Raw genomic sequence first — 19169 nt, 5'->3', positions numbered from 1 at the left:
ATGACGGACCGCAAAAAGCTGGCGGAGGTGGCGGGATTCGAACCCGCGATGGGATTTGTGTCCCAAACCCGCTTAGCAGGCGGGCGCCATAGACCAACTAGGCGACACCTCCAGCGACACGAAAGACTATCGGCTGGCAGGGCCCAGAGCAAAGCTCGAGCCAAGCTTCACGTCGCAATGTGCCTCACACATGTTCGCACGGCATGATGGTTGGCGTACATCCCCGGCCGACGAGATGGGGCCCGCGCGTCCGGGCAAGCCAGGGCGTCGCCGGGGCCCACCGACGCAGGCATAAACTGCCCGCGCGGGTGGCCACGAGGGTTCGACGCGGCCGAAGAACGCGACTGAAGAATGGGTGACATGGCAGACGACGACGTTCAGCGACCCCGCAGGGTCCGGCGCGCCGCCGACGATGCACACTCCGCCACGCCCCCCGCGTCCGGCACCCCGGGCACGCCGCGGCGCATCTGGGCCCGCCCGCAGCCCGAGGACCCGCCGACCACCCCTCCGGCAGCCCCCGAAGCGCCGGCAGCCCCTTCCACACCGGCAGATCCCACGCCCACCGGCGGCTCCTCGCGGCGCGGCATGGGCACGAACGAACCCCACGTCAGCAAGTGGGGCACCCGCGAGTCGACGCCGGAGCCCACGGCGAGCGCCACACCGCGCCGCTCCTGGTCGCGTCGACGCGCCGAGTCCACGGGAGACCAGCCCCCGGTCGGATCGGGCCATCCCACCGGCGAGGGCACGGGTCCGCGCCACGCACGCCGCTCCGCGCCGATCCACAAGCCGGTCGAAAGCGACCTCTCCCACCCCGATGCCCCCCGCAGCACCGCCGCCGCAGATGCGACGACGCCATCCCCCGCCCCGGCCGAGCAGGCACCCACGCGTCCGGCACCGCCAGCCGCCGCGACACCCCGGGGACGCCAACACGACGCCCCGACCCCACGTGCGTCCGCACCCGACAAGCACGTAGCCTCCCGGCGCACGCCCGCGACCACGCCCCCGGCCGCAGCCACGCCGCACAGTGCCGCACCCCACAGCCCAGCACCCCATGACCCGACGCCCCCCAGCCCGACGACCCACGCCCCCACACCCGGCACACCGACCGCGCCCCGCTCCGAGCGGGGCGCCAACCTCACGCTGGGCGGTGAGCCGCTCGGCGAGCACACCGCCTTCCTGCATGCCCCCGACTACCGGCATGCCAACGCCGCACCGGGCAGGGCCGACGCCGCCGCCCGGGCCGCGGCCAGGGAGCGCGCCCGACGCGCCGCAGCCGGCACCGAACCTGCCGCACACGACGGCGAACTGTTCGACGTCGAGCAGGTGGGGCTGCGCGAACCGCCACCGCCACCGCCCGAACCCGAACCGGCCTCGCTGCGCAGTCGCTTCGCCGCGTTCACCGAGCGCAGCGACGACACCGGCTCGCACGGCTTCGGCTGGACGATGCTGCGCACCACACTCGGCTCCCTGATCCCCGGCGCCGGCCTGATCGGCACCCGCCTCACGATGATCGGCACGCTGCTGTTCATGATGACGGTGGTCTTCGGCTCCGGCGTGATCCTGGCCGCCGTGGTGCACCCGCCCGCGCTGATGGCCACCGTGATGAACTCGGTGGGCCTGACCGCCATCGGCATCATGTTGGTGGCCGTCACGATCATCTGGATGGCCATCGTCGCCGGCACCTACCTGGTGACCCGGCCGCGGCGCATGAAGCGCTGGCAACGCATCGCGGGCGCCATCGTCGTCTTCCTGATGGCCGCCCTGGTGGGCTCGGTGAGTTCGGTGGGCGCCGCCTACGCGTTCGAATCGGCGATCGTCGTCAGCGACGTCTTCGGCAACTCCAAGACCCGCTCGCAGACGCGTCCGCTCGGCGACTGGGCCAACAAGGACCGGGTGAACATCCTGTTGCTGGGGGGCGACTCGGGCGCGGACCGCGACGAGGACCTCGGCCTGCGCACCGACACGGTGATGCTCGCGTCGATCAACACCCACACCGGCAATACGGTGTTCATCCAGCTGCCCCGCAACCTCGAGAACGTGCCCTTCCCCGCCGGCAGCGACCTGGCGAAGGTCTACCCCAATGGACGCGTCTGGGACCGGTCGTCGGGCACCGAGGACAACTACATGCTCAACGCGGTGTGGAATGAGGTGCCGCTGGAGCATCCGGAGCTGTTCAGGAACACCGATCAGCCCGGCGCCGACGCCACGAAGCTGGCCGTCAGCGGCATCACCGGGCTCACCGTCGACTACTACGCGATGATCAACATCGACGGCATCCAGGCGCTGGTCGACGCCATGGGCGGCGTGGTGGTCAACATCAACTTCCCGATCGCCAAGGGTGGCCATGTCGACGGATACGGCGACGAGGAGTGTGGCGTCGACGGCAACCTGTCGGTGGGGCCCGACCAGAAGCTCGATGGCGCCGATGCCATGTGGTACGCCCGCAGCCGCTGCAACGACCCCGACTACGACTACGGGCGCATGCGCCGGCAGAGCTGCCTGGTGAATGCGATCATCCGGCAGGCCAATCCGCAGACCATGCTCACCCGCTATGAGGCGATCGCGGCCGCCGGCAAGAACATGATGAGCACCGACATCCCCGAGAGCCTGCTCGACGACGCCACCAACCTGGCCCTGCAGGTGAAGGACGCCCAGGTGAGCCGCGTGGTGTTCTCGCAGGCCATCGGCACCGCCCCGCAGGTCGGTGACATCAATCCGGGCAACCCCGACTACAACGCGATCCGGAACCGCATCTCCGGTGCCATCACCGCCAGCGACAATGGCACCACGCCGTCGGCGCCGGCATCGGCGTCCAGCTCACCGATGGCCACGGGCAGTGCGGGATCGGCGAGCAGCGTCGCATCAGCGGCCGGCAGCGGGTCGACGAGTGCCAGCGCGGCCGGTGCGGCAGCAACCCCGTCCGGCACCGCAGAGAACATGAGCGGTGCCTGCGACTACCACCCGAACTGATGATTCCACCTGCGGTGGAGCCGGTCTGATTCCACCTGCGGTCGAGCCGGTCTGATCCTGATGCCGGACGCGGTGATAGGTGCGGATAAAGCACCGTAGACGGTGCTTTATCCGCACCTATCACGTGGGTATTCACGTGGGTATGCCCGATCGAGTGGCCCGACGCCGCCCCAGCCGGAAACCCTCCCTGAGTGGTCACCTGTGCGGCGTCATTCCCGCACAACTGCCCACTGAGTGACAAGGGTCGTGGCCCGAACCAGTGGATCCGGATTCAGTGGATGGGACCCGACAAGGCCTCGCGTTCATGGTTCGACGTACCGCGCCGCCATGACCACCCAGCCCCCGGAGAACCGGCACCGCCGCGCGCCGCCAACCAGCCCGCTAGCGCCGCGAGTGCTCGGGCAGGTGCGCCGAGATCTCCTTGATCAGCGCCTGCATGGCCGGATCGTCCCCGCCCTTGGGGCAGCTGATGTAGGTGCGCTTCACCGGTCCGGAGGCAATCATCAGCCGTGAACCATCGGGCGTCACGGCCACCCGGGTGACCTTGGCCCAGGTGCCGCGTCGGTCCATGCCGGGACCGTGCACGCGGTAGCCCTTCGCGTCGAGGTCGATGTGGATGCGGTGGTTGACCATCGAGTAGGCCACCATCAGCAGCGTCAGCAGGCCGACGGCAAGCAGCGCCGCCAACACGATGATTGCCAGGATCGCCCAGTTCTGCACCAGCCCGATCACCACCAGCACCAGGCCCACCACGGTGGCCGCACTGCCCAGCACGAACGCACGACGCGGTATGCGGGGGCGCAGGATGTAGCTGCTCATATCTCTCCCTCATCACGCGTTGGCCTGCTGCCGTCAGGGCCACCTCGCAGGGACGACCCTCCAGGCTCGACGATCACGCGAACTCCCGCCCGCGACATCATCGGTGGCGGCGAGGGTGGGATTCGAACCCACGGAGCTTTCGCTCGGCCGCTTTCAAGGCGGCTGCACTCGTCCACTATGCGACCTCGCCACGCGTCCGGTGGACGCATTTTCATGGTAGCGGACGCGCGGGTCTGGCAGTCTGGGGACATGCACGCGATCACAGTGGACGAACCGGGCGGCGTCGATGTCATGAGCTGGGCCGAGGTGCCCATCCCCGATCCCGGACCGGGCGAGGTGCTGGTGCGCACGCAGGCTGCGGGCGTGAACCGCGGCGATGTGCTGCAGCGCCAGGGGCACTATCCCCCGCCGGCCGGCATCACCGACATCATGGGCATGGAGGCCCTCGGTGTCATCGAGAAGCTTGGCGACGGTGTCGAGGGGCACCAGGTGGGCGAGCAGGTGCTGGCGCTGGTCAGCGGCGGCGCCTATGCCGAGTTCTTCGTGGTGCCCGCGGGCCAGCTGCTGAAGCTGCCCGCCGGCATCGACCCGTTGGCCGCGGCGGGACTGGTGGAGGTGGCCGCCACGGTGGTGTCCAACTTCGACCGGGTGCACCTGTCGGCCGGCGAGACCGTGCTCATCCACGGTGGCGCGGGCGGCATCGGCACGCTGGCCATCCAGTACGCGAAGGCCCTGGGTGCGCACGTGATCGTCACCGCCGGGTCGGCCAAGAAGCTTGCCTATTGCCGCAAGCTGGGCGCTGACGAGGGCTTCGACTACCACGACGACTGGGAGCCCCAGGTGATGATGGCCACGCAGGATCGCGGCGTCGACGTGATCCTCGACATCGTGGGCGCCAAGTACCTCGAGGCGAATGTGCGTTGCCTGGCCGACGACGGACGCCTGGTGATCATCGGCATGCAGAAGGGCACCAAGGGCACCCTGAACATCGCCGTGCTGCTGAACAAGCGCGGCACCGTGACGGCCACCAGCCTGCGGTTCCGCTCGCTGGCCAGCAAGGCGGCCATCTGCCGTCGCGTGGAGGAGGCCATCTGGCCGCTCCTCTCGTCGGGCGCGATCAAGCCCGGCAACCAGACGCAGGTGCCGATGGCACATGCCTCCAAGGCCCATGAGCTGCTCGAATCGGGCGACAACACCGGCAAGATCATCCTGGTGGTCTGAGCCGCACATGCTCGTGCTGCCGGGGAGGGTTGGCGTCGCCACGTGGGACGCCGACCCATCCCCGGTCACGACAGCCTGATGGCATAGATATTCCTTCAAAAGCATAAGTGTCGGCTGATTCACGCTCAGCCGATGGATCGACATCGCATAAGTTTCGGGTTATGCTGGATGTTGTGAGTAAGGTTCTGACATCTCTTCCGGTCGGCCAGCGGGTCGGCATCGCCTTCAGCGGCGGCCTCGATACGAGCTGCGCCGTCGCCTGGATGCGCGAAAAGGGCGCCATCCCCTGCACCTACACCGCCGACATCGGCCAGTACGACGAGCCCGACATCGCGTCGGTGCCCGGGCGCGCCGGCCAGTACGGGGCTGAACTCAGCCGCCTGGTCGACTGCAGAGAATCGCTGGTCGAGGAGGGCCTGTCGGCCCTGGCCTGCGGCGCCTTCCACGTGCAGAGCGCGGGTCGCGCATATTTCAACACCACCCCGATCGGCCGCGCCGTCACCGGCACGCTGCTGGTGCGGGCCATGAACGACGACAACGTCTCCATCTGGGGCGACGGCTCCACCTACAAGGGCAATGACATCGAGCGGTTCTACCGCTACGGCCTGATGGCCAACCCGTCACTGCGCATCTACAAGCCCTGGCTCGACGAGGACTTCGTCTCCGAGCTTGGTGGCCGCGACGAGATGAGCGTGTGGCTGCAGAAGCGCAACCTGCCCTACCGCGACTCCAAGGAGAAGGCCTACTCCACCGACGCCAATATCTGGGGCGCCACGCACGAGGCCAAGACCCTGGAGCACCTTGACGTGTCGTTGGAGACCGTCGAGCCGATCATGGGCGTGAAGTTCTGGGATCCGTCGGTCACGATCGACACCGAGGACGTGACCATCGGCTTCGAGCAGGGCCGTCCGGTGACCATCAACGGCAAGAAGTTCGATTCGGCCGTCGACCTGGTGCTGGAGGCCAACAAGGTGGGCGGACGCCACGGTCTGGGCATGAGCGACCAGATCGAGAACCGCATCATCGAGGCCAAGAGCCGCGGCATCTACGAGGCCCCCGGCATGGCCCTGTTGTTCATCGCCTACGAGCGCCTGGTGAACGCGATCCACAACGAGGACACGATCATCAACTACCGCAACGAGGGCATGCGCCTGGGCCGGCTGCTGTACGAGGGTCGCTGGCTCGACCCGCAGTCGCTCATGATCCGCGAGTCCATCCAGCGCTGGGTCGCCAGCGTGGTCACCGGCGAGGTGACGCTGCGGCTGCGTCGCGGCGAGGACTACACGATCGTCAACACCGACGGCCCGGCGTTCAGCTACCACCCCGAGCGCCTGTCGATGGAGCGCGTGCAGGACGCCGCCTTCGGTCCGCTCGACCGGATCGGCCAGCTCACCATGCGCAATCTCGACATCTCGGATTCGCGCTCGCGCCTTGAGCAGTATGCGAGCCAGGGCCAGCTCACCGGCGGCGAGGCCGCCAAGCTGGTCGGTGCCCTGGAGCCCGGCAAGGCCTCCGAGATCGCAGACCATCCCGAGCATGCCGGCACGTCGCACGCCACGCCGCTGGACAACGCAGCCATGGAGACCGGCGCCGACTAGGTCGCCAACCCCTTCACAACCGGCCCACCCCCGTGGGCCGCACACAGTCACCATCGCCGGCCACCCGCCAGTGTGGACCAGTCACCCGGCCCATACAGCACAGGTCGTAGCCCCCGGGCCCGATCTGATGACGGGCCGACCGGCATGAACAACCGAGCGCTCCGCAGCGCACCGCCTCCGGGTGGTTCGTCGCGGGGCGCTCGGCTTGTGTGGGGACACTGCCCACAAGACTGATCTGCGGGGGCTCGTCCACGTCCACGGCCGTGGCATCCGGCGATGCGGACGGCGCACCACCCGGAACGCACGCAACAACGCACGTCATATGGAACGCAGGCAATGTGGAATGCACACGATGTAGATCGCAGGCAATGTGGAAGGCGCCCGCCCGAAGACCCCCTGCTCCGGACGAGCGCCGAACCGCTCGAGGCTCCTGATCACTGGGAGAACACCCCCATCCTCCCGGTGACCATTCGGCGATCCTGCGAACAGGACCGCGCGGGCTGCCTCATGTGCGGCTCTACCTAGTACAGACCAATCCTGCACCGGGTGCAAGTGCGGGAAGGTGCAAAATGCGGCCCCACGCGGGCAACCCCGTTACCCGCTCACGATGCGGACGGTGAAGTCTCAACTGATGGGATGAATCGTCCCCGGGGTTACTTCACGCAGGGGATACCGCCGCCGCTGATCTGGGTCAGCTGGCTGGGCTCCGGGCCGCTCTGGCCGCCGCTATTGGCGTCCACGGCGCTGGGAATGGCGGTGCTGCTGGCCGACGGCGACACCGACGAGCCCCCGGTGCTCGCGGCGCTGGACGCCGCACTGGGCGAAGCCGAGGGCCACCCGGTGAAGCCGGTGCCCATGTGCACCACCACCGCATTGGCCCCGAGCGTCGAATCGGCATTGGCGGACAACCCGCCCAACTGCTGGGCCAACTGCTTGGCCTGGCCCGCCACCGCGGAGCCGTAGCTGACGCTGGACTCCTGCAGGATGTCGGCCCCATTGGTCGCCTGGCCGGCCGTGAACCCGAAACCGGTGAGCTGGCCCACCAGCGAGGCAGCGGCCCCGGTGACGCCCGACTCGTTCATCACCGACACGGTGGCACCCATCCCGTAGGTGGGGCTGTAGCTCGCCGAGCCGCTGGCGCTCGCGCTGGCCGAGGGGCTCGCGCTCTGCCCCGGGTGCAGGATCGAGCGCACGATGCCCTGGATCTTGGCCTTGTCGACCACATTGATCGCGGCGCCGTCGTCGGCGGTGCCGAAGCTCTCCACCGGCAGGGTGTAGAAGTTCAGCTTGGAACCCTCCAGCGACGTGGCCAGCGAGGTGAGCTGGGAGATCTTGAGGTTCTTGTCGAGCACCGTGTTCTGCTGGGCCACCTGCACCAGCTTGTCGAGCTGGCCGGGGTTGGTGAGCAGGTTCGTCTTCTTCAGCTTCACCAGCAACGAGGCGATGAACGCCTGCTGGCGCCGGGAGCGGTCGAGGTCGGTGAACGCCAGGTCGGGATTGTCGGTGTCGCGGCGCTGGCGCACGAAGGCCATCGCCTGCTCGGCGTTGATGTCCTGCTCGCCGGCCTTGAAGTCAGCGCCCGAATAGGTGTCGACGGTCTTCTCGTTGACGCACACCGTGATGGGCTGCACCACCTGGGCGATCTGGAAGAAGGCCACCATCGTCACCTCGATGAAGTGGTCGATCTCCACCCCGAGGAACTGCTCCACCGTCCTCACCTCGGCGGCACGTCCGGCATCGCGGGCCTGCTGGTAGGCGTCCTGACCGGTCTTGCCCTGCTTGTCGAGCTCCTGGGTCTTGGCGTCGGCGGCGTAGCCGTAGGCCTCCTTGATCTTGCCCTTGCAGACACCATCGGGGCAGCCCGGGAAGTCGACATAGTCGTCGCGCGGGATCGCGAAGACGCTGGCCTGCGAGCCGTCGGCCGGCACGTGCACGTACATGAGCACATTGGAATTGAGGCCGCCGTCGGAGGCGTCGCCCGAATGCAGGGCGTCGTAGATGTCGGAGGGCAGGGCATTGCCGTTGACGTCGACGCGCGAGTCGAGCCCCATCACCAGCAGGTCGAGGTCGGAGCTCTGCGAGGTCTTGTCGGCGATCGCGCCGGATCGCTTGATGCCGGCGTTGGCGCGCCAGATGTAGATGCCGGCGGCGGCCACGACGACGAACAGCACCAGGGCCATGGCGAGGGCGGCGATGCGACCCCAGCGGGGACGCAGCCGTCCCCTGCGGCGCTTGGCGGCCGAGTCGGCATACCTGGGGGTGTTGGCGCCGTCACCGGGATCGTCGGCCGCGCGGGCAGCCCGGCGTGCGCGGGAGGCCGACGAGGGGTCGTCGACATGCCCGCCCTGGGGCTCTTCGCTCATCTGCCGGTCCTTCCGTACCTGTGACGGCGAGTCGTGCGGACGCCAGCGCGCGCTGCGCGGCCCGACCATCCGGCGGCCGGCGCGTCGGCCAGTCGTCCACTCGCTCCCCGGCGCCTGTGGGGAGCCGGAAATGTTGGCGCGGCGGGGACTCCCCCGCACCGACACGCTTGCATTCTGCCAGCTCGCCCTAGGGTGGAGCTGTGAGTGCAGATCAGTTGAGCAGAATACTTGCCCCGGCAGACCACGTGGTCTTTTTCGGCGGCGCAGGCGTGTCCACCGAGAGCGGGATTCCCGATTTCAGGTCGGCCACCGGCCTCTACAAGACGCAGGCCGGGGGCGAATTCCCGCCCGAATACATGCTCTCGCACAGCTGCTGGGCCGATCACCCCGAAGACTTCTATGCCTTCTACCGCGAGAACATGTTGCATCCCGAGGCGAAGCCGAATGCGGCGCACTATGCGTTGGCCAGGCTTGAGAAGGCGGGCCGGCTCACCGCCGTGGTCACCCAGAACATCGACGGGCTCCACCAGATGGCCGGCTCGAAGAGGGTCTATGAGCTGCACGGCTCGGTGCTGCGCAACCACTGCGTCGATTGCCACCGCAGCTATCCCGTGGAAGTGATCGAGCAGAGCACCGGCATCCCGCGCTGCACCGTGTGCAATGGCATCATCAAGCCCGACGTGGTGCTCTACGAGGAGGGCCTGGACCCCGACGTGATGGACGGCGCCACGCGCGCCATCATGGCCGCCGACGTGCTGATCGTGGGCGGCACCTCCCTGAACGTGTACCCGGCCGCCGGGCTGTTGGAGTACTACCGCGGCGACAAGCTCGTGCTCATCAACAAGTCGGCGACGCCGGCCGACAACAGGGCCCAGCTGGTGATCCACGACTCGATCGGCAAGGTGCTGGGCCAGGCCGTCGACGAGGTGCTCGGCGACAAGGCCTGAGCGGTCGGGCCCGGCGCAGGCGGGACCGGACAACAAACAGGGACTGCGTTCAGGTGAACGCAGTCCCTTGGTCATTCCGCGGCAGTGTTACTGGACGCCGCTGCGACCGGATGTCGCCGCAAGTCGGTGCCATGGTCCGCCGCGCGGCGTCGGACCAGCAGGCGTGCCTACTTCAGTGCGGCCACCGCGTCGTCGTAGTCGGGCTCATTGCCGATCTCGGGGACGAGCTGGTTGTAGACCACCGTGCCGTTCTCATCGATCACCACGACGCTGCGCGCGAGCAGTCCGGCCAGCGGGCCGTCGGTCATCAGCACGCCGTAGTTGCTGAAGGAATGCTTGCGGAACGCGGAGGCGGGCACCACGTTCTCAATGCCCTCGGCGACGCAGAAGCGCTCGGCGGCGAAGGGCAGGTCCTTCGACACGGCCAGCACGGTGGTGTTGTCGAGCCCGGCGGCCAGCTTGTTGAAGGTGCGCACGCTGGTGGCGCACACGCCCGTGTCGAGGCTCGGGAAGATGTTCAGCACGACGCGGCGTCCACGCAGGGACTTCAGGGTGATGGTGGACAGGTCCTTGCCCACCAGTTCGAAGTCGGGCGCCTGGCTTCCGACGGCCGGCAGTTCGCCGACGGTGTGGACGGGGGTTCCTTGGAATGCAGTCGTTGACATGACTCATGTCTACGACGGATGCACCCGTGATGGCCAGTTTTTTGGCTGAAGGCGCAGGCGGGAATAGGCCGTCCGGGCGCGCCGGGTGGTGATTGGGCGTGACGGCGCTGCAGGTCACCCCCAGACGCAGCCGCGCTGCATGCCACCCCCAGACGCAGCCGCGCTGCATGCCACCCCCAGACGCAGCTGCGCTGCAGGTCACCCAGACGCAGCTCCGCTGCATGGAGTTCCTATGAAGATCGTGGCCCAACCATTGAGCCGCGCGGCGGCGCGCGAGCAGGCTATGCACACAGCCCCCTTGGGGAACCCGACCACACAGGAGAGATCCGCCACATGTCGCGCCGCTTCGCCACCACCCTCGCCGCCAGTGCCCTGAGCCTCGTGGTGCTTGCCGGATGTTCCACCGCCACCGCCGGCCCGTCGTCAGGCACCCCCTCGGGCACCGTCGCTGCCGGTGCGGCGTCGAACACCAGCTCCGCTGCCGCCAACGGTTCGGTGGACGTGGCGAAGGCCGGCGTCGAGGAGCTCAAGGGCGCCGACGCGCGCACGTTGGTGGACAAGCTGGAGGCCACCCCGCTGAGCCAGCGCCGCACCGACCTGCGGGCCTCGGTGCGCGCCGACGAGCTGCAGTTGTCGGACACCTCGGGCAACAAGGCGTCGGTGAAGATGCCGGCCGACCAGTTCTACCTGTCGTTCGCGCCCTATGTGAACAAGACCCATGACTGCACCTACCACAGCCTCACCACCTGCAAGGCGGAGTTGGGCAACAAGCAGATGCACGTGACCATCACCGACGCCGCGGGCGCCACGGTGATCGACCAGGACCTGACCGCCGCCGACAACGGCTTCATCGGGGTCTGGCTGCCGCGCAACATCACCGGCACGCTGACCGTGAGCTACGACGGCAAGTCGGCCAGCCAGCAGATCTCCACCGCCAAGGCCGACGACCCCACCTGCCTGACGACGCTGCACCTGGCCTGAGCAGGGGGAACGCCGGGCCGGCTGGGGATTCGCCCGGCACTCGGGGGCACGCCCGGCCCGATCAGTGCAGCACCGGCACCGTCACGGTGAACGTCGCGCCGCGTCCCGGTCCGGGGCTGTCGGCACTGATGCGTCCGTGATGGGCCGACATGATGGCACGGGCCACCGTCAACCCGATGCCGAAGCCTCCGCTGCTGCGGTCGCGGGCGGGCCCCACCCGCGCGAAGCGGTCAAAGACATGCGGCAGCTCCTCGGGTGAGATCCCCACGCCATCGTCGCGCACCTGCACCGCCACCTCGTTGCCGTGGCGGCGCACGCCCACGTGCACATGGCCGCCCCGGTCACCAGTACGCCCGCGGCCGGCGGACACGGTGGCATTGAGCGCATTGGCCAGCAGGTTCGTGATCACCTGCGCGAAGCGGGCGGTGTCCAGCTGCGCGCGGGCATGGGTGGCCACGTCCAGGGTGAGCTGCACGCCTGCCTCGCGGTAGCGCAGCGCCATGTCGTCGACGCAACCCCGCACCACCGACGCCACCTCACCGGGGGCGAACTCGTAGCGCAGCGCATGTTCCTGGGCCTGCGACAACAGCCCGATGTCGCTCGACAGCCGGGTGAGGCGCTCGGCCTGGGCGCGCAGCACCGGGATGGAGTCCTCCACCCCGACCACACCGTCCTCGATGCCCTCCAGCTGAGCCTGCACCACCGCGATCGGGGTGCGCATCTCGTGGGCCAGGTCGCTGAACAACCGGGTGCGTGACTGTTCGACGCTGGCCAGCCGCTGCGACATGGCATTGACCGCCTCGGTGAGCTCGTCGAACTCCGCGCCCAGGGGGCCGGCGTCCACCCGTGCGGTGTAGTCGCCGGCGGCCACCTGGCGGGCGGCGGCGGCCAGGGGTGCCAGCGACGCCGAGACCCGGGTGGCCAGGTAGAGCGAGACGAGCAGCGCGGCCAGCACGGCGATGAGGATCGCCACCGCCAGGGCGATCATGTTGGACGAGCGCATGCCCTCCTCCACGTGACGCAGCACGGTCTCGGGGTTCGACAGGTCGGCCTGCATGAGGTGCGCATGGAAGATCGCCGGGCTCACCAGGGCGTCCACCACGAAGATGGTCACCACCGCCACGCCCACCACCACGGCGGCACCGGTGAGGAACCGACGCGCGATCGATCGGCGGGTGAGCACATGCCACCAGCGCCGGACGCCAGCCCCACTGTCCCTGCTGTCCCTGCGGTCCCCGGTGCCCGCGGCGTCCCTTCCGTCCCCGAGTGCGGCGTCCCTCGGCACGTCGGGTGCGGACGGGGTTGCCGGGTGCGTGTCCGCCGGCCGATCGGGGGTCCGGGGCTCGCTCACCGGCCCTGTCCCATCCGATAGCCGACGCCGCGCACGGTCTCGATGAACCGGGCGTTGGCCGCCGAATCGCCCAGCTTCTTGCGCAGGTGGCCGATGTGGGTGTCCACCAGCTGGTCGTCCCCCGACCAGCCGACGCCCCAGACGGCCTCGATCAACTCATCGCGGCTGATGGCGCGGCGTGGATTGCGCGCCAGGTGCGCCAACAGGTCGAACTCGGTGCGGGTGAGGGCGATCTCGCGGGTGCCCAGCTGCACCTCGCGGGCCGCCGGGTCGATCGTCAGCTCCCCTATGCGCAGGGGCTGCTCGTCGGGCGGGGTGATGGCGCTGCGGGGGCGGCGTTGCATCGCCTGCACCCGGGCGATCAGCAGCCGCGGGCTGAACGGCTTGGTGAGGTAGTCGTCGGCACCCACCGACAGGCCGATGAGCTCATCCACCTCGTCGGCGCGGGCGGTGAGCATGAGGATGTAGCAATCAGAGAAGGTGCGGATGCGACACGCCACCTCCACACCGTCCAGGCTCGGCAGGCCCAGGTCGAGGATCACCACCGAGGGGTCGAGGCGACGGGCTGCCGCCACCGCCTCGAGTCCGTCACCGACCACCTCGGCGCGGTACCCGTTGCGGGTGAAATAGCCGGCCATCACGGTGGCCAGCGAGTGTTCGTCCTCGACGATCAGGATGCACGGCGCGTCGCCGGGGGCGTCCTGCACGGCGCTCACAACCGCACCACCTCGCCGTAGCGGGGCACCACGGCCATCAGGCCGAGCTCCTCGCTGATGGTGTCGGCCAGGTGTTCGGCGGACTTCGGCTCACCGTGCACGCAGTAGACCACCTGCGGGGCCGGGCTCAATGCGGCCAGCCACTCGAGCAGTTCGGGGGCGTCGGCATGCACGCTGAAGGCGGTGTCCAGCAACACTTCTGCCTTCACCGGCACATATCGGCCATACATCTTGATCTGCTTGGCGCCCTCCACGAGAGATCTTCCACGGGTGCCGAGGGCCTGGTAGCCGGTGAAGACCACCGCATTGCGCGGATCGGGCAGCATATGGCGCAGGTGGTGCACGACGCGTCCGCCGGTGGCCATGCCCGAGGCGCTGATGATGATGCACGGCTGCGCCGGCCGGTTGAGCGCCACCGACTCCTCCTTGGTGCGCACATCGCGCAGCGTCGGCAGGTTGAGCAGGGCCGAGATGTCGATGTCGGCGCGCAGCTCGGCGTGGGCCCCGGTGCCCTGGTAGACGTCAAGTGCCGCCGAGCCCATCGGCGAGTTGATGAAGATGGGCACCGGGGGGATGCGTCCGGCATGCTGCATCTCGCCCAGCACCTTGATGACGATCTCGGTGCGGTCCACGGCGAAGGCCGGGATGAGCACCGAGCCGCCCCGGGCGATGGTGCGCCGGATCAGTCCGGCCAGGGGCTCATGGTCCTCCTCGTCGCCGGTGGGATGTTCCCGGTTGCCGTAGGTCGATTCGATGAGCACCGAGGTGGCGCCCTCGGGTTCCTCGCGGCGGCGCAGCACCGGATGCTGGTCGCGTCCCAGGTCGCCGGAGAACAGCACCGAGATCTGCGGGTCGTCGGCCAGCCAGACCCGGATGCTCGCCGATCCGAGGATGTGCCCGGCGCGGGTGAAGCGCGCATGCACCCCGCCGCCCAGGTCGAGGTCGCGGTCGAAGGCGACGTCGTGGAACAGCGGCAGGGAGCGCTCGACGTCGGCCTCGTCGTAGAGCGGCAGTGGCGGATTGTGCTTGGAATAGCCGCCCCGTGCGGCGTCGCGGGCCTCGTTCACCTGCAGGTTCGCCGAGTCGCGCAGCACGATGGCGGTGAGTTCGCGGGTCTGGGGCGTGCAGTGGATGCGTCCGTGGAAGCCGTGCTTGACCAGGGCGGGAATGTAGCCACTGTGGTCCATGTGGGCATGGGTGATGAGCAGGTCGGTGATCGTCGCCGGGTCCACCGGGAAGTCGTCCCAATTGCGACGACGCCATTCCCGGGCACCCTGGAACATGCCGGCGTCAACCATGAGCCGGCGCTCATTGAGGTCGAGCAGGAACTTTGAGCCGGTCACGGTGCGCGCCGCGCCGAGGAAGGTGAGGGTGGCCACTGGTTTGCTCATATCCCTACTCTGTCGCGCACCGCCCCGCCGTGTCCGCCTTGTACATAATTCGGCGAGCCGCCGGACCAAGCGGAGCGCATCACCGCAGCCGGGGGCGGGCTGCCGTTACACTGGCGCGTCACGGCATCGGGGCGCCGACCGGTCTTTCCCGGTGGCAACAATTCAGCCGCGGCTTCCTTACGATATGAACAGCGCGCGATTGCTCAGCGACACACCGCTGACACGTCCTTGCCAGAACGGGGATTCGACATGACCTCAGATATCAACGCCCCAGCAGAGATCCTTGCCAGCATCGGGGGCGCCGACAACGTCGAGAACCTGACCCATTGCGCCACCCGCCTGCGTTTCCAGTTGCATGACAACTCGGGCATCGACGAGAAGCAGGTGGAGTCGATCCCCGGCGTGATGGGTGCGGTCTCGCAGAGCGGCAACCGCTACCAGGTGGTGATCGGCGGGGCGGTCGAGAGCGTCTACAACGACATCATGGCGCTGCCCGAGATGAAGGAGGGCGGCTCGGCGACCGGCACACAGAAGTCCGGCAGCAATGCCGACGTCAAGAGCGCTGCCAAGGAGAAGGGCCCGCGCGGCAGGTTCACCTGGCTGGACAGCTTCTTCGACTTCCTGGGTGATTCCTTCCGGCCGATCCTGGGCTCGCTGCTGGGCGCGTCGCTGATCATCACCTTCATGGCGCTGATGGGCACCCTGGGCGTGATCGGCAACTGGGCCGATCCGCGCACCGAGCTGTCGCCCACCTGGCAGTTCATCAACCTGTGCTGGCGCTGCGTGTTCTACTTCCTGCCGCTGATGGTGGCCTACAACGCGTCCAAGAAGCTCGGCGCCGACCCGTGGATCGGGTTTGCGGTGATGGCCGTGGTGATGCTGCCCGGGTTCACCTCGCTGGGCCAGTACGCCACCCACCTCACCTTCGCCGGTTCCGAGATCAACGTGGTGCGGCTGTTCGGCGGCCACCTGCCGCTGACGATCTTCGACTACGGCTCGCAGGTGTTCCCACCCCTGTTGATGGCGGCGGTGCTGGGGCCCTTGTACAAGCTGCTCAAGAAGATCATCTCGCCCAATGTGCAGCTGATCTTCGTGCCCTTCCTGTCGATGCTCATCATGATTCCGCTCACCGCCTTCCTCATCGGGCCGCTGGGCGTCTATGCGGGCGCCGGGCTGGCCAATGGGCTCAAGGCGGTCAATGACTTCTCGCCGTTCATCTTCGCGATCCTCATCCCGATGCTGTACCCGTTCATGGTGCCGCTGGGCCTGCACTGGCCGTTGAACGCCATCATGCTGCTCAACATCCAGACGCTGGGCTTCGACTTCATCCAGGGCCCGATGGGTGCCTGGAACTTCGCCTGCTTCGGCGCCACCGCCGGCGTGCTGTTCCTGTTGGTGCGCGACCGTGACGTGACGATGCGCCAGACCGCCACCGGCGCCCTGGCGGCCGGGTTGTTGGGTGGCATCTCCGAGCCGAGCCTGTACGGCATCCACCTGCGGTTCAAGCGGATCTATCCACGCATCCTGGTGGGCTGCTTCCTGGGTGGCCTGGTGCAGGGCATCGGCGGAGGCCTCACCACGAACGCCTTCGTGTTCACCTCGCTGTTGACGATTCCGGCGTTCAGCAACATCCCGCTGTATGCCATCTCGATCGCGGTGGCGTTCTTCAGCTCGATGTTGCTGGTGGTCTTCTTCGACTACCGCACGGCCGACGAGCGCGCCGAGGCTGCCAAGGTGCGCGCCACCGAGGACGCCGACCAGGCCGCCGAGGAGGCCCGGAAGGCGAGCGCCGAGGCCCACAAGGCCGAGCTGCGCGCCGACGACGCCGAGGCCCGGGCCGACCAGGCCGAGCAGCGGGCGGCCACCACGACGGTGGCAGCCGAACGGGCCGCGCAGGTCGCGACGGCCGTGGCCCCGGCCCGCACCGCCCTGGCCCCCAATGCGGTCACGCAGATCGCCTCGCCGGTGGCCGGCTATGTGGTGCCGTTGGACAAGGTCCCCGATCCCGTCTTCGCGAAGGGCACGGTGGGCCTGGGTGTGGGCATCGATCCCACCGGGGACACGATCACCTCACCGGGCGACGGCAAGATCATCGTCGCCCAGGACACCGGACACGCCTTCGGCATCAAGCTCGACAACGGCATCGAACTGCTCATCCACGTGGGCATCGACACCGTCAACCTGGGCGGCACCGGCTTCGACGTCCACGTCGCCCGCGGCGACCGCGTCACCACCGGCGACGTCCTCGTCCGCTTCGACCGCAAGGTGATCGAATCAGCCGGCTACTCCATGATCACGCCCGTGCTGGTCACCAACCCGCGCAAGTTCGCCTCGGTCACCCAGGCCCCGGCGACGCTGTCGTCGGCGCTGGTGGCCCCCGGCGACACGATCATCACCGTGACGGCCAAGCCCCCGAAGGACGGAGCCGCCGCAGCGCCCGGCACGCCGCCGGCACCGGCCCATCGCAGCGCCGCGCAGGCGGTTGCCGCCGGCGACAGCAAGGCCGGGGCGAGCGCGTCCACCGAGGCGCCCGGGTCATCAGTGGGCGGGGCATCAGTGGGCGGGTCCCCCGCTCCCGGAAGCACCGTCCCGGGGGTTTCCGCACACGGGGTTTCCGCGCACGGGGATGCGCAGGCCAGTCCGCAGGGCACTGGCACAGCGGATGGGGCGCGACGGGCTGCCACCACCGCGGGGGCTGCAGATTCATCCGGCAGTGCTGCTGCGTCGGGCGCCGCGCCGGGTTCGGCGCTGGTCGCCGGGGCGGTCACCGAGATCGGCTCGCCGGTGGCGGGTCGCGTGGTGGCGTTGTCGGATGTGCCCGATCCGGTGTTCAGCAAGGGCATCGTCGGATTGGGTGTGGGTATCGATCCCACCGGGGACACGATCACCTCACCGGGCGACGGCAAGATCATCGTCGCCCAGGACACCGGACACGCCTTCGGCATCAAGCTCGACAACGGCATCGAACTGCTCATCCACGTGGGCATCGACACCGTCAACCTGGGCGGCACCGGCTTCGACGTCCACGTCGCCCGCGGCGACCGCGTCACCACCGGCGACGTCCTCGTCCGCTTCGACCGCAAGGTGATCGAATCAGCCGGCTACTCCATGATCACGCCCGTGCTGGTCACCAACCCCCGCAAGTTCGCCTCGGTCACCCAAGCTGCGCAGGGCGCGGTCACGCCGGGTGAGGGGATCATCACCGTGACGGCGAAGCAATGAGTTCGACCGAGGCCGTGAGTTCACTCGACACGCGCATGCCCGCTACGAAGCGGAGCACCACATCGGGGAGTCCTTCGATTCTGTCGAGGCCCTGACGGACGACCTGCGCGCCTGACCGGGTGACCGGCTCCGCTGCGGCTCAGCGCCCCAGAGAGGCGGCGGACAGGGTGGCCATGTAGGTGGCGTACTGCGCCAGCGCCAGCGCCAGGCCGTCGTCCTCCCAGGACTCGTTGGCGATTTCCTTGCCGCGACGCCAGATGCGCTTCTGGTCGAGGTCGGGGAAGGCCTTGCCCAGCGCGTGGGCGGCATAGAGCAGCGCGATGAGGGCGCGGGAGCGGTCATCAAGGTCGGTGGTACCGACGAGTGCGCCGCTGAGCCGGGCGCGCAGTTCCAGTTCCACGGTGGGATCGGCCTGCGGATAGCGGGTGCGCGGGATGAGCCCGAGCAGCTTGCCGTGCTGGGCCCGCAGGATGCCGGCGTTCACCAGCCGTTCCAACTCCAGGCTGCGCAGTGAGCGGGGCTTGTCGTCGCCCACCGAGACGCCACCGCTCAGCGCGGTGATGGCCTCGTCGTAGCTGCGTCCGGCTGCCAGCTCGGCAAGCTCGGCCAGCAGGGGGTCCTGCGGCGCCTTCTCACCGGGCACGAAGGTGCGGTTCTCGCCGGTGCCGGTGAACTCGAGGGCGCCCATGCCCACCAGGTCGACCAGCTCGGCGGCCGCAACCGTGTAATCGATGGTGGTCAGGTCCTGGCGGAAGCCACCCTTGTGGTCGTCGAGCACCAACAGCAGGTACTCGCCGGCCAGATCGACCGTGTGTTCCATGACGACCCCCCTCTTTGCGGGACATTCTCGGTACGGGACGTGCCCTGTGCGCGACAGGCACCCGGGAACGGTGTTGTCACCCAGTATCGCGCAGCAGGGAAGCGG

The 19169-nt window shown here is 68.6% G+C and carries 13 protein-coding genes and 2 tRNA genes; 6 read left to right on the top strand and 9 right to left on the bottom strand.

Annotated elements, in window-relative coordinates; all coding sequences use genetic code 11:
• Positions 1-19: 19 nt before the first annotated feature.
• Positions 20-112 (bottom strand) — tRNA-Ser (locus RM25_RS00785).
• Positions 113-360: 248 nt separating this feature from the next.
• Here RM25_RS00785 and RM25_RS00780 point away from each other — a divergent pair.
• Entirely contained in the window at positions 361-2970 is a 2610-nt protein-coding gene (locus RM25_RS00780) for an LCP family glycopolymer transferase (RefSeq protein ID WP_155641127.1), read from the top strand.
• Between the two features lie 381 nt (positions 2971-3351).
• Here the strand turns inward: RM25_RS00780 and RM25_RS00775 are convergent, their stop codons facing one another.
• Both RM25_RS00775 and RM25_RS00770 read right to left on the bottom strand, forming a co-directional pair.
• Positions 3352-3789: a hypothetical protein gene (locus RM25_RS00775; protein ID WP_036942942.1), complete on the bottom strand. Its 438-nt coding sequence runs from the start codon at positions 3787-3789 to the stop codon at positions 3352-3354.
• Positions 3790-3893: 104 nt separating this feature from the next.
• A tRNA-Ser gene (locus RM25_RS00770) sits at positions 3894-3979 on the bottom strand.
• 59 nt (positions 3980-4038) lie between these two features.
• Here RM25_RS00770 and RM25_RS00765 point away from each other — a divergent pair.
• Entirely contained in the window at positions 4039-5010 is a 972-nt protein-coding gene (locus tag RM25_RS00765) for an NAD(P)H-quinone oxidoreductase (protein WP_013160075.1), read from the top strand.
• Positions 5011-5174: 164 nt separating this feature from the next.
• Positions 5175-6608 (top strand): argininosuccinate synthase, encoded by a 1434-nt coding sequence (gene argG, locus RM25_RS00760; protein WP_216847331.1) that lies wholly within the window; start codon positions 5175-5177, stop codon positions 6606-6608.
• A 653-nt stretch (positions 6609-7261) separates the two neighbouring features.
• Here argG and RM25_RS00755 read toward each other — a convergent pair.
• Positions 7262-8971 (bottom strand): LCP family protein, encoded by a 1710-nt coding sequence (locus RM25_RS00755; protein WP_013160073.1) that lies wholly within the window; start codon positions 8969-8971, stop codon positions 7262-7264.
• A gap of 200 nt (positions 8972-9171) precedes the next feature.
• On the opposite strand from RM25_RS00755, the gene RM25_RS00750 reads away from it, so the two are divergent.
• A complete protein-coding gene (locus RM25_RS00750; protein ID WP_044635879.1) occupies positions 9172-9918 on the top strand; it encodes an NAD-dependent protein deacylase in 747 nt (248 codons plus the stop codon).
• A 167-nt stretch (positions 9919-10085) separates the two neighbouring features.
• On the opposite strand, the gene tpx is transcribed toward RM25_RS00750, so the two are convergent.
• Entirely contained in the window at positions 10086-10583 is a 498-nt protein-coding gene (gene tpx / locus RM25_RS00745) for a thiol peroxidase (protein WP_013160071.1), read from the bottom strand.
• Between the two features lie 333 nt (positions 10584-10916).
• Here tpx and RM25_RS00740 point away from each other — a divergent pair, with 333 nt between their 5' ends.
• Positions 10917-11564, top strand: a complete 648-nt coding sequence (locus RM25_RS00740) for a CueP family metal-binding protein (protein ID WP_080774423.1) — start codon at positions 10917-10919, stop codon at positions 11562-11564.
• A gap of 61 nt (positions 11565-11625) precedes the next feature.
• Here RM25_RS00740 and RM25_RS00735 read toward each other — a convergent pair whose 3' ends face one another.
• The 3 genes from RM25_RS00735 to RM25_RS00725 form a co-directional block, all read right to left on the bottom strand.
• Positions 11626-12747 (bottom strand): sensor histidine kinase, encoded by a 1122-nt coding sequence (locus RM25_RS00735; protein ID WP_013160069.1) that lies wholly within the window; start codon positions 12745-12747, stop codon positions 11626-11628.
• 164 nt (positions 12748-12911) lie between these two features.
• A complete protein-coding gene (locus RM25_RS00730; protein WP_196488131.1) occupies positions 12912-13631 on the bottom strand; it encodes a winged helix-turn-helix domain-containing protein in 720 nt (239 codons plus the stop codon).
• Positions 13628-15022 carry an MBL fold metallo-hydrolase RNA specificity domain-containing protein gene (locus tag RM25_RS00725; protein WP_044635878.1) on the bottom strand — a complete coding sequence of 465 codons (1395 nt, stop codon included), beginning with the start codon at positions 15020-15022 and terminating at the stop codon, positions 13628-13630. Before RM25_RS00725 ends, RM25_RS00730 begins: the two co-directional genes overlap by 4 nt.
• Positions 15023-15283: 261 nt before the next feature.
• Here RM25_RS00725 and RM25_RS00720 point away from each other — a divergent pair, with 261 nt between their 5' ends.
• Positions 15284-18244: a glucose PTS transporter subunit IIA gene (locus RM25_RS00720; RefSeq protein ID WP_338110440.1), complete on the top strand. Its 2961-nt coding sequence runs from the start codon at positions 15284-15286 to the stop codon at positions 18242-18244.
• A gap of 139 nt (positions 18245-18383) precedes the next feature.
• Here the strand turns inward: RM25_RS00720 and RM25_RS11675 are convergent, their stop codons facing one another.
• A complete protein-coding gene (locus RM25_RS11675; RefSeq protein ID WP_013160064.1) occupies positions 18384-19064 on the bottom strand; it encodes a GOLPH3/VPS74 family protein in 681 nt (226 codons plus the stop codon).
• Between the last annotated feature and the right edge of the window lie 105 nt (positions 19065-19169).

This window comes from Propionibacterium freudenreichii subsp. freudenreichii, assembly GCF_000940845.1.
GTDB classification, from domain to species: domain Bacteria; phylum Actinomycetota; class Actinomycetes; order Propionibacteriales; family Propionibacteriaceae; genus Propionibacterium; species Propionibacterium freudenreichii.
The sequence above is the reverse complement of the archived record's forward strand: the minus strand, read 5'-3'. Positions and strand labels throughout refer to the sequence as shown.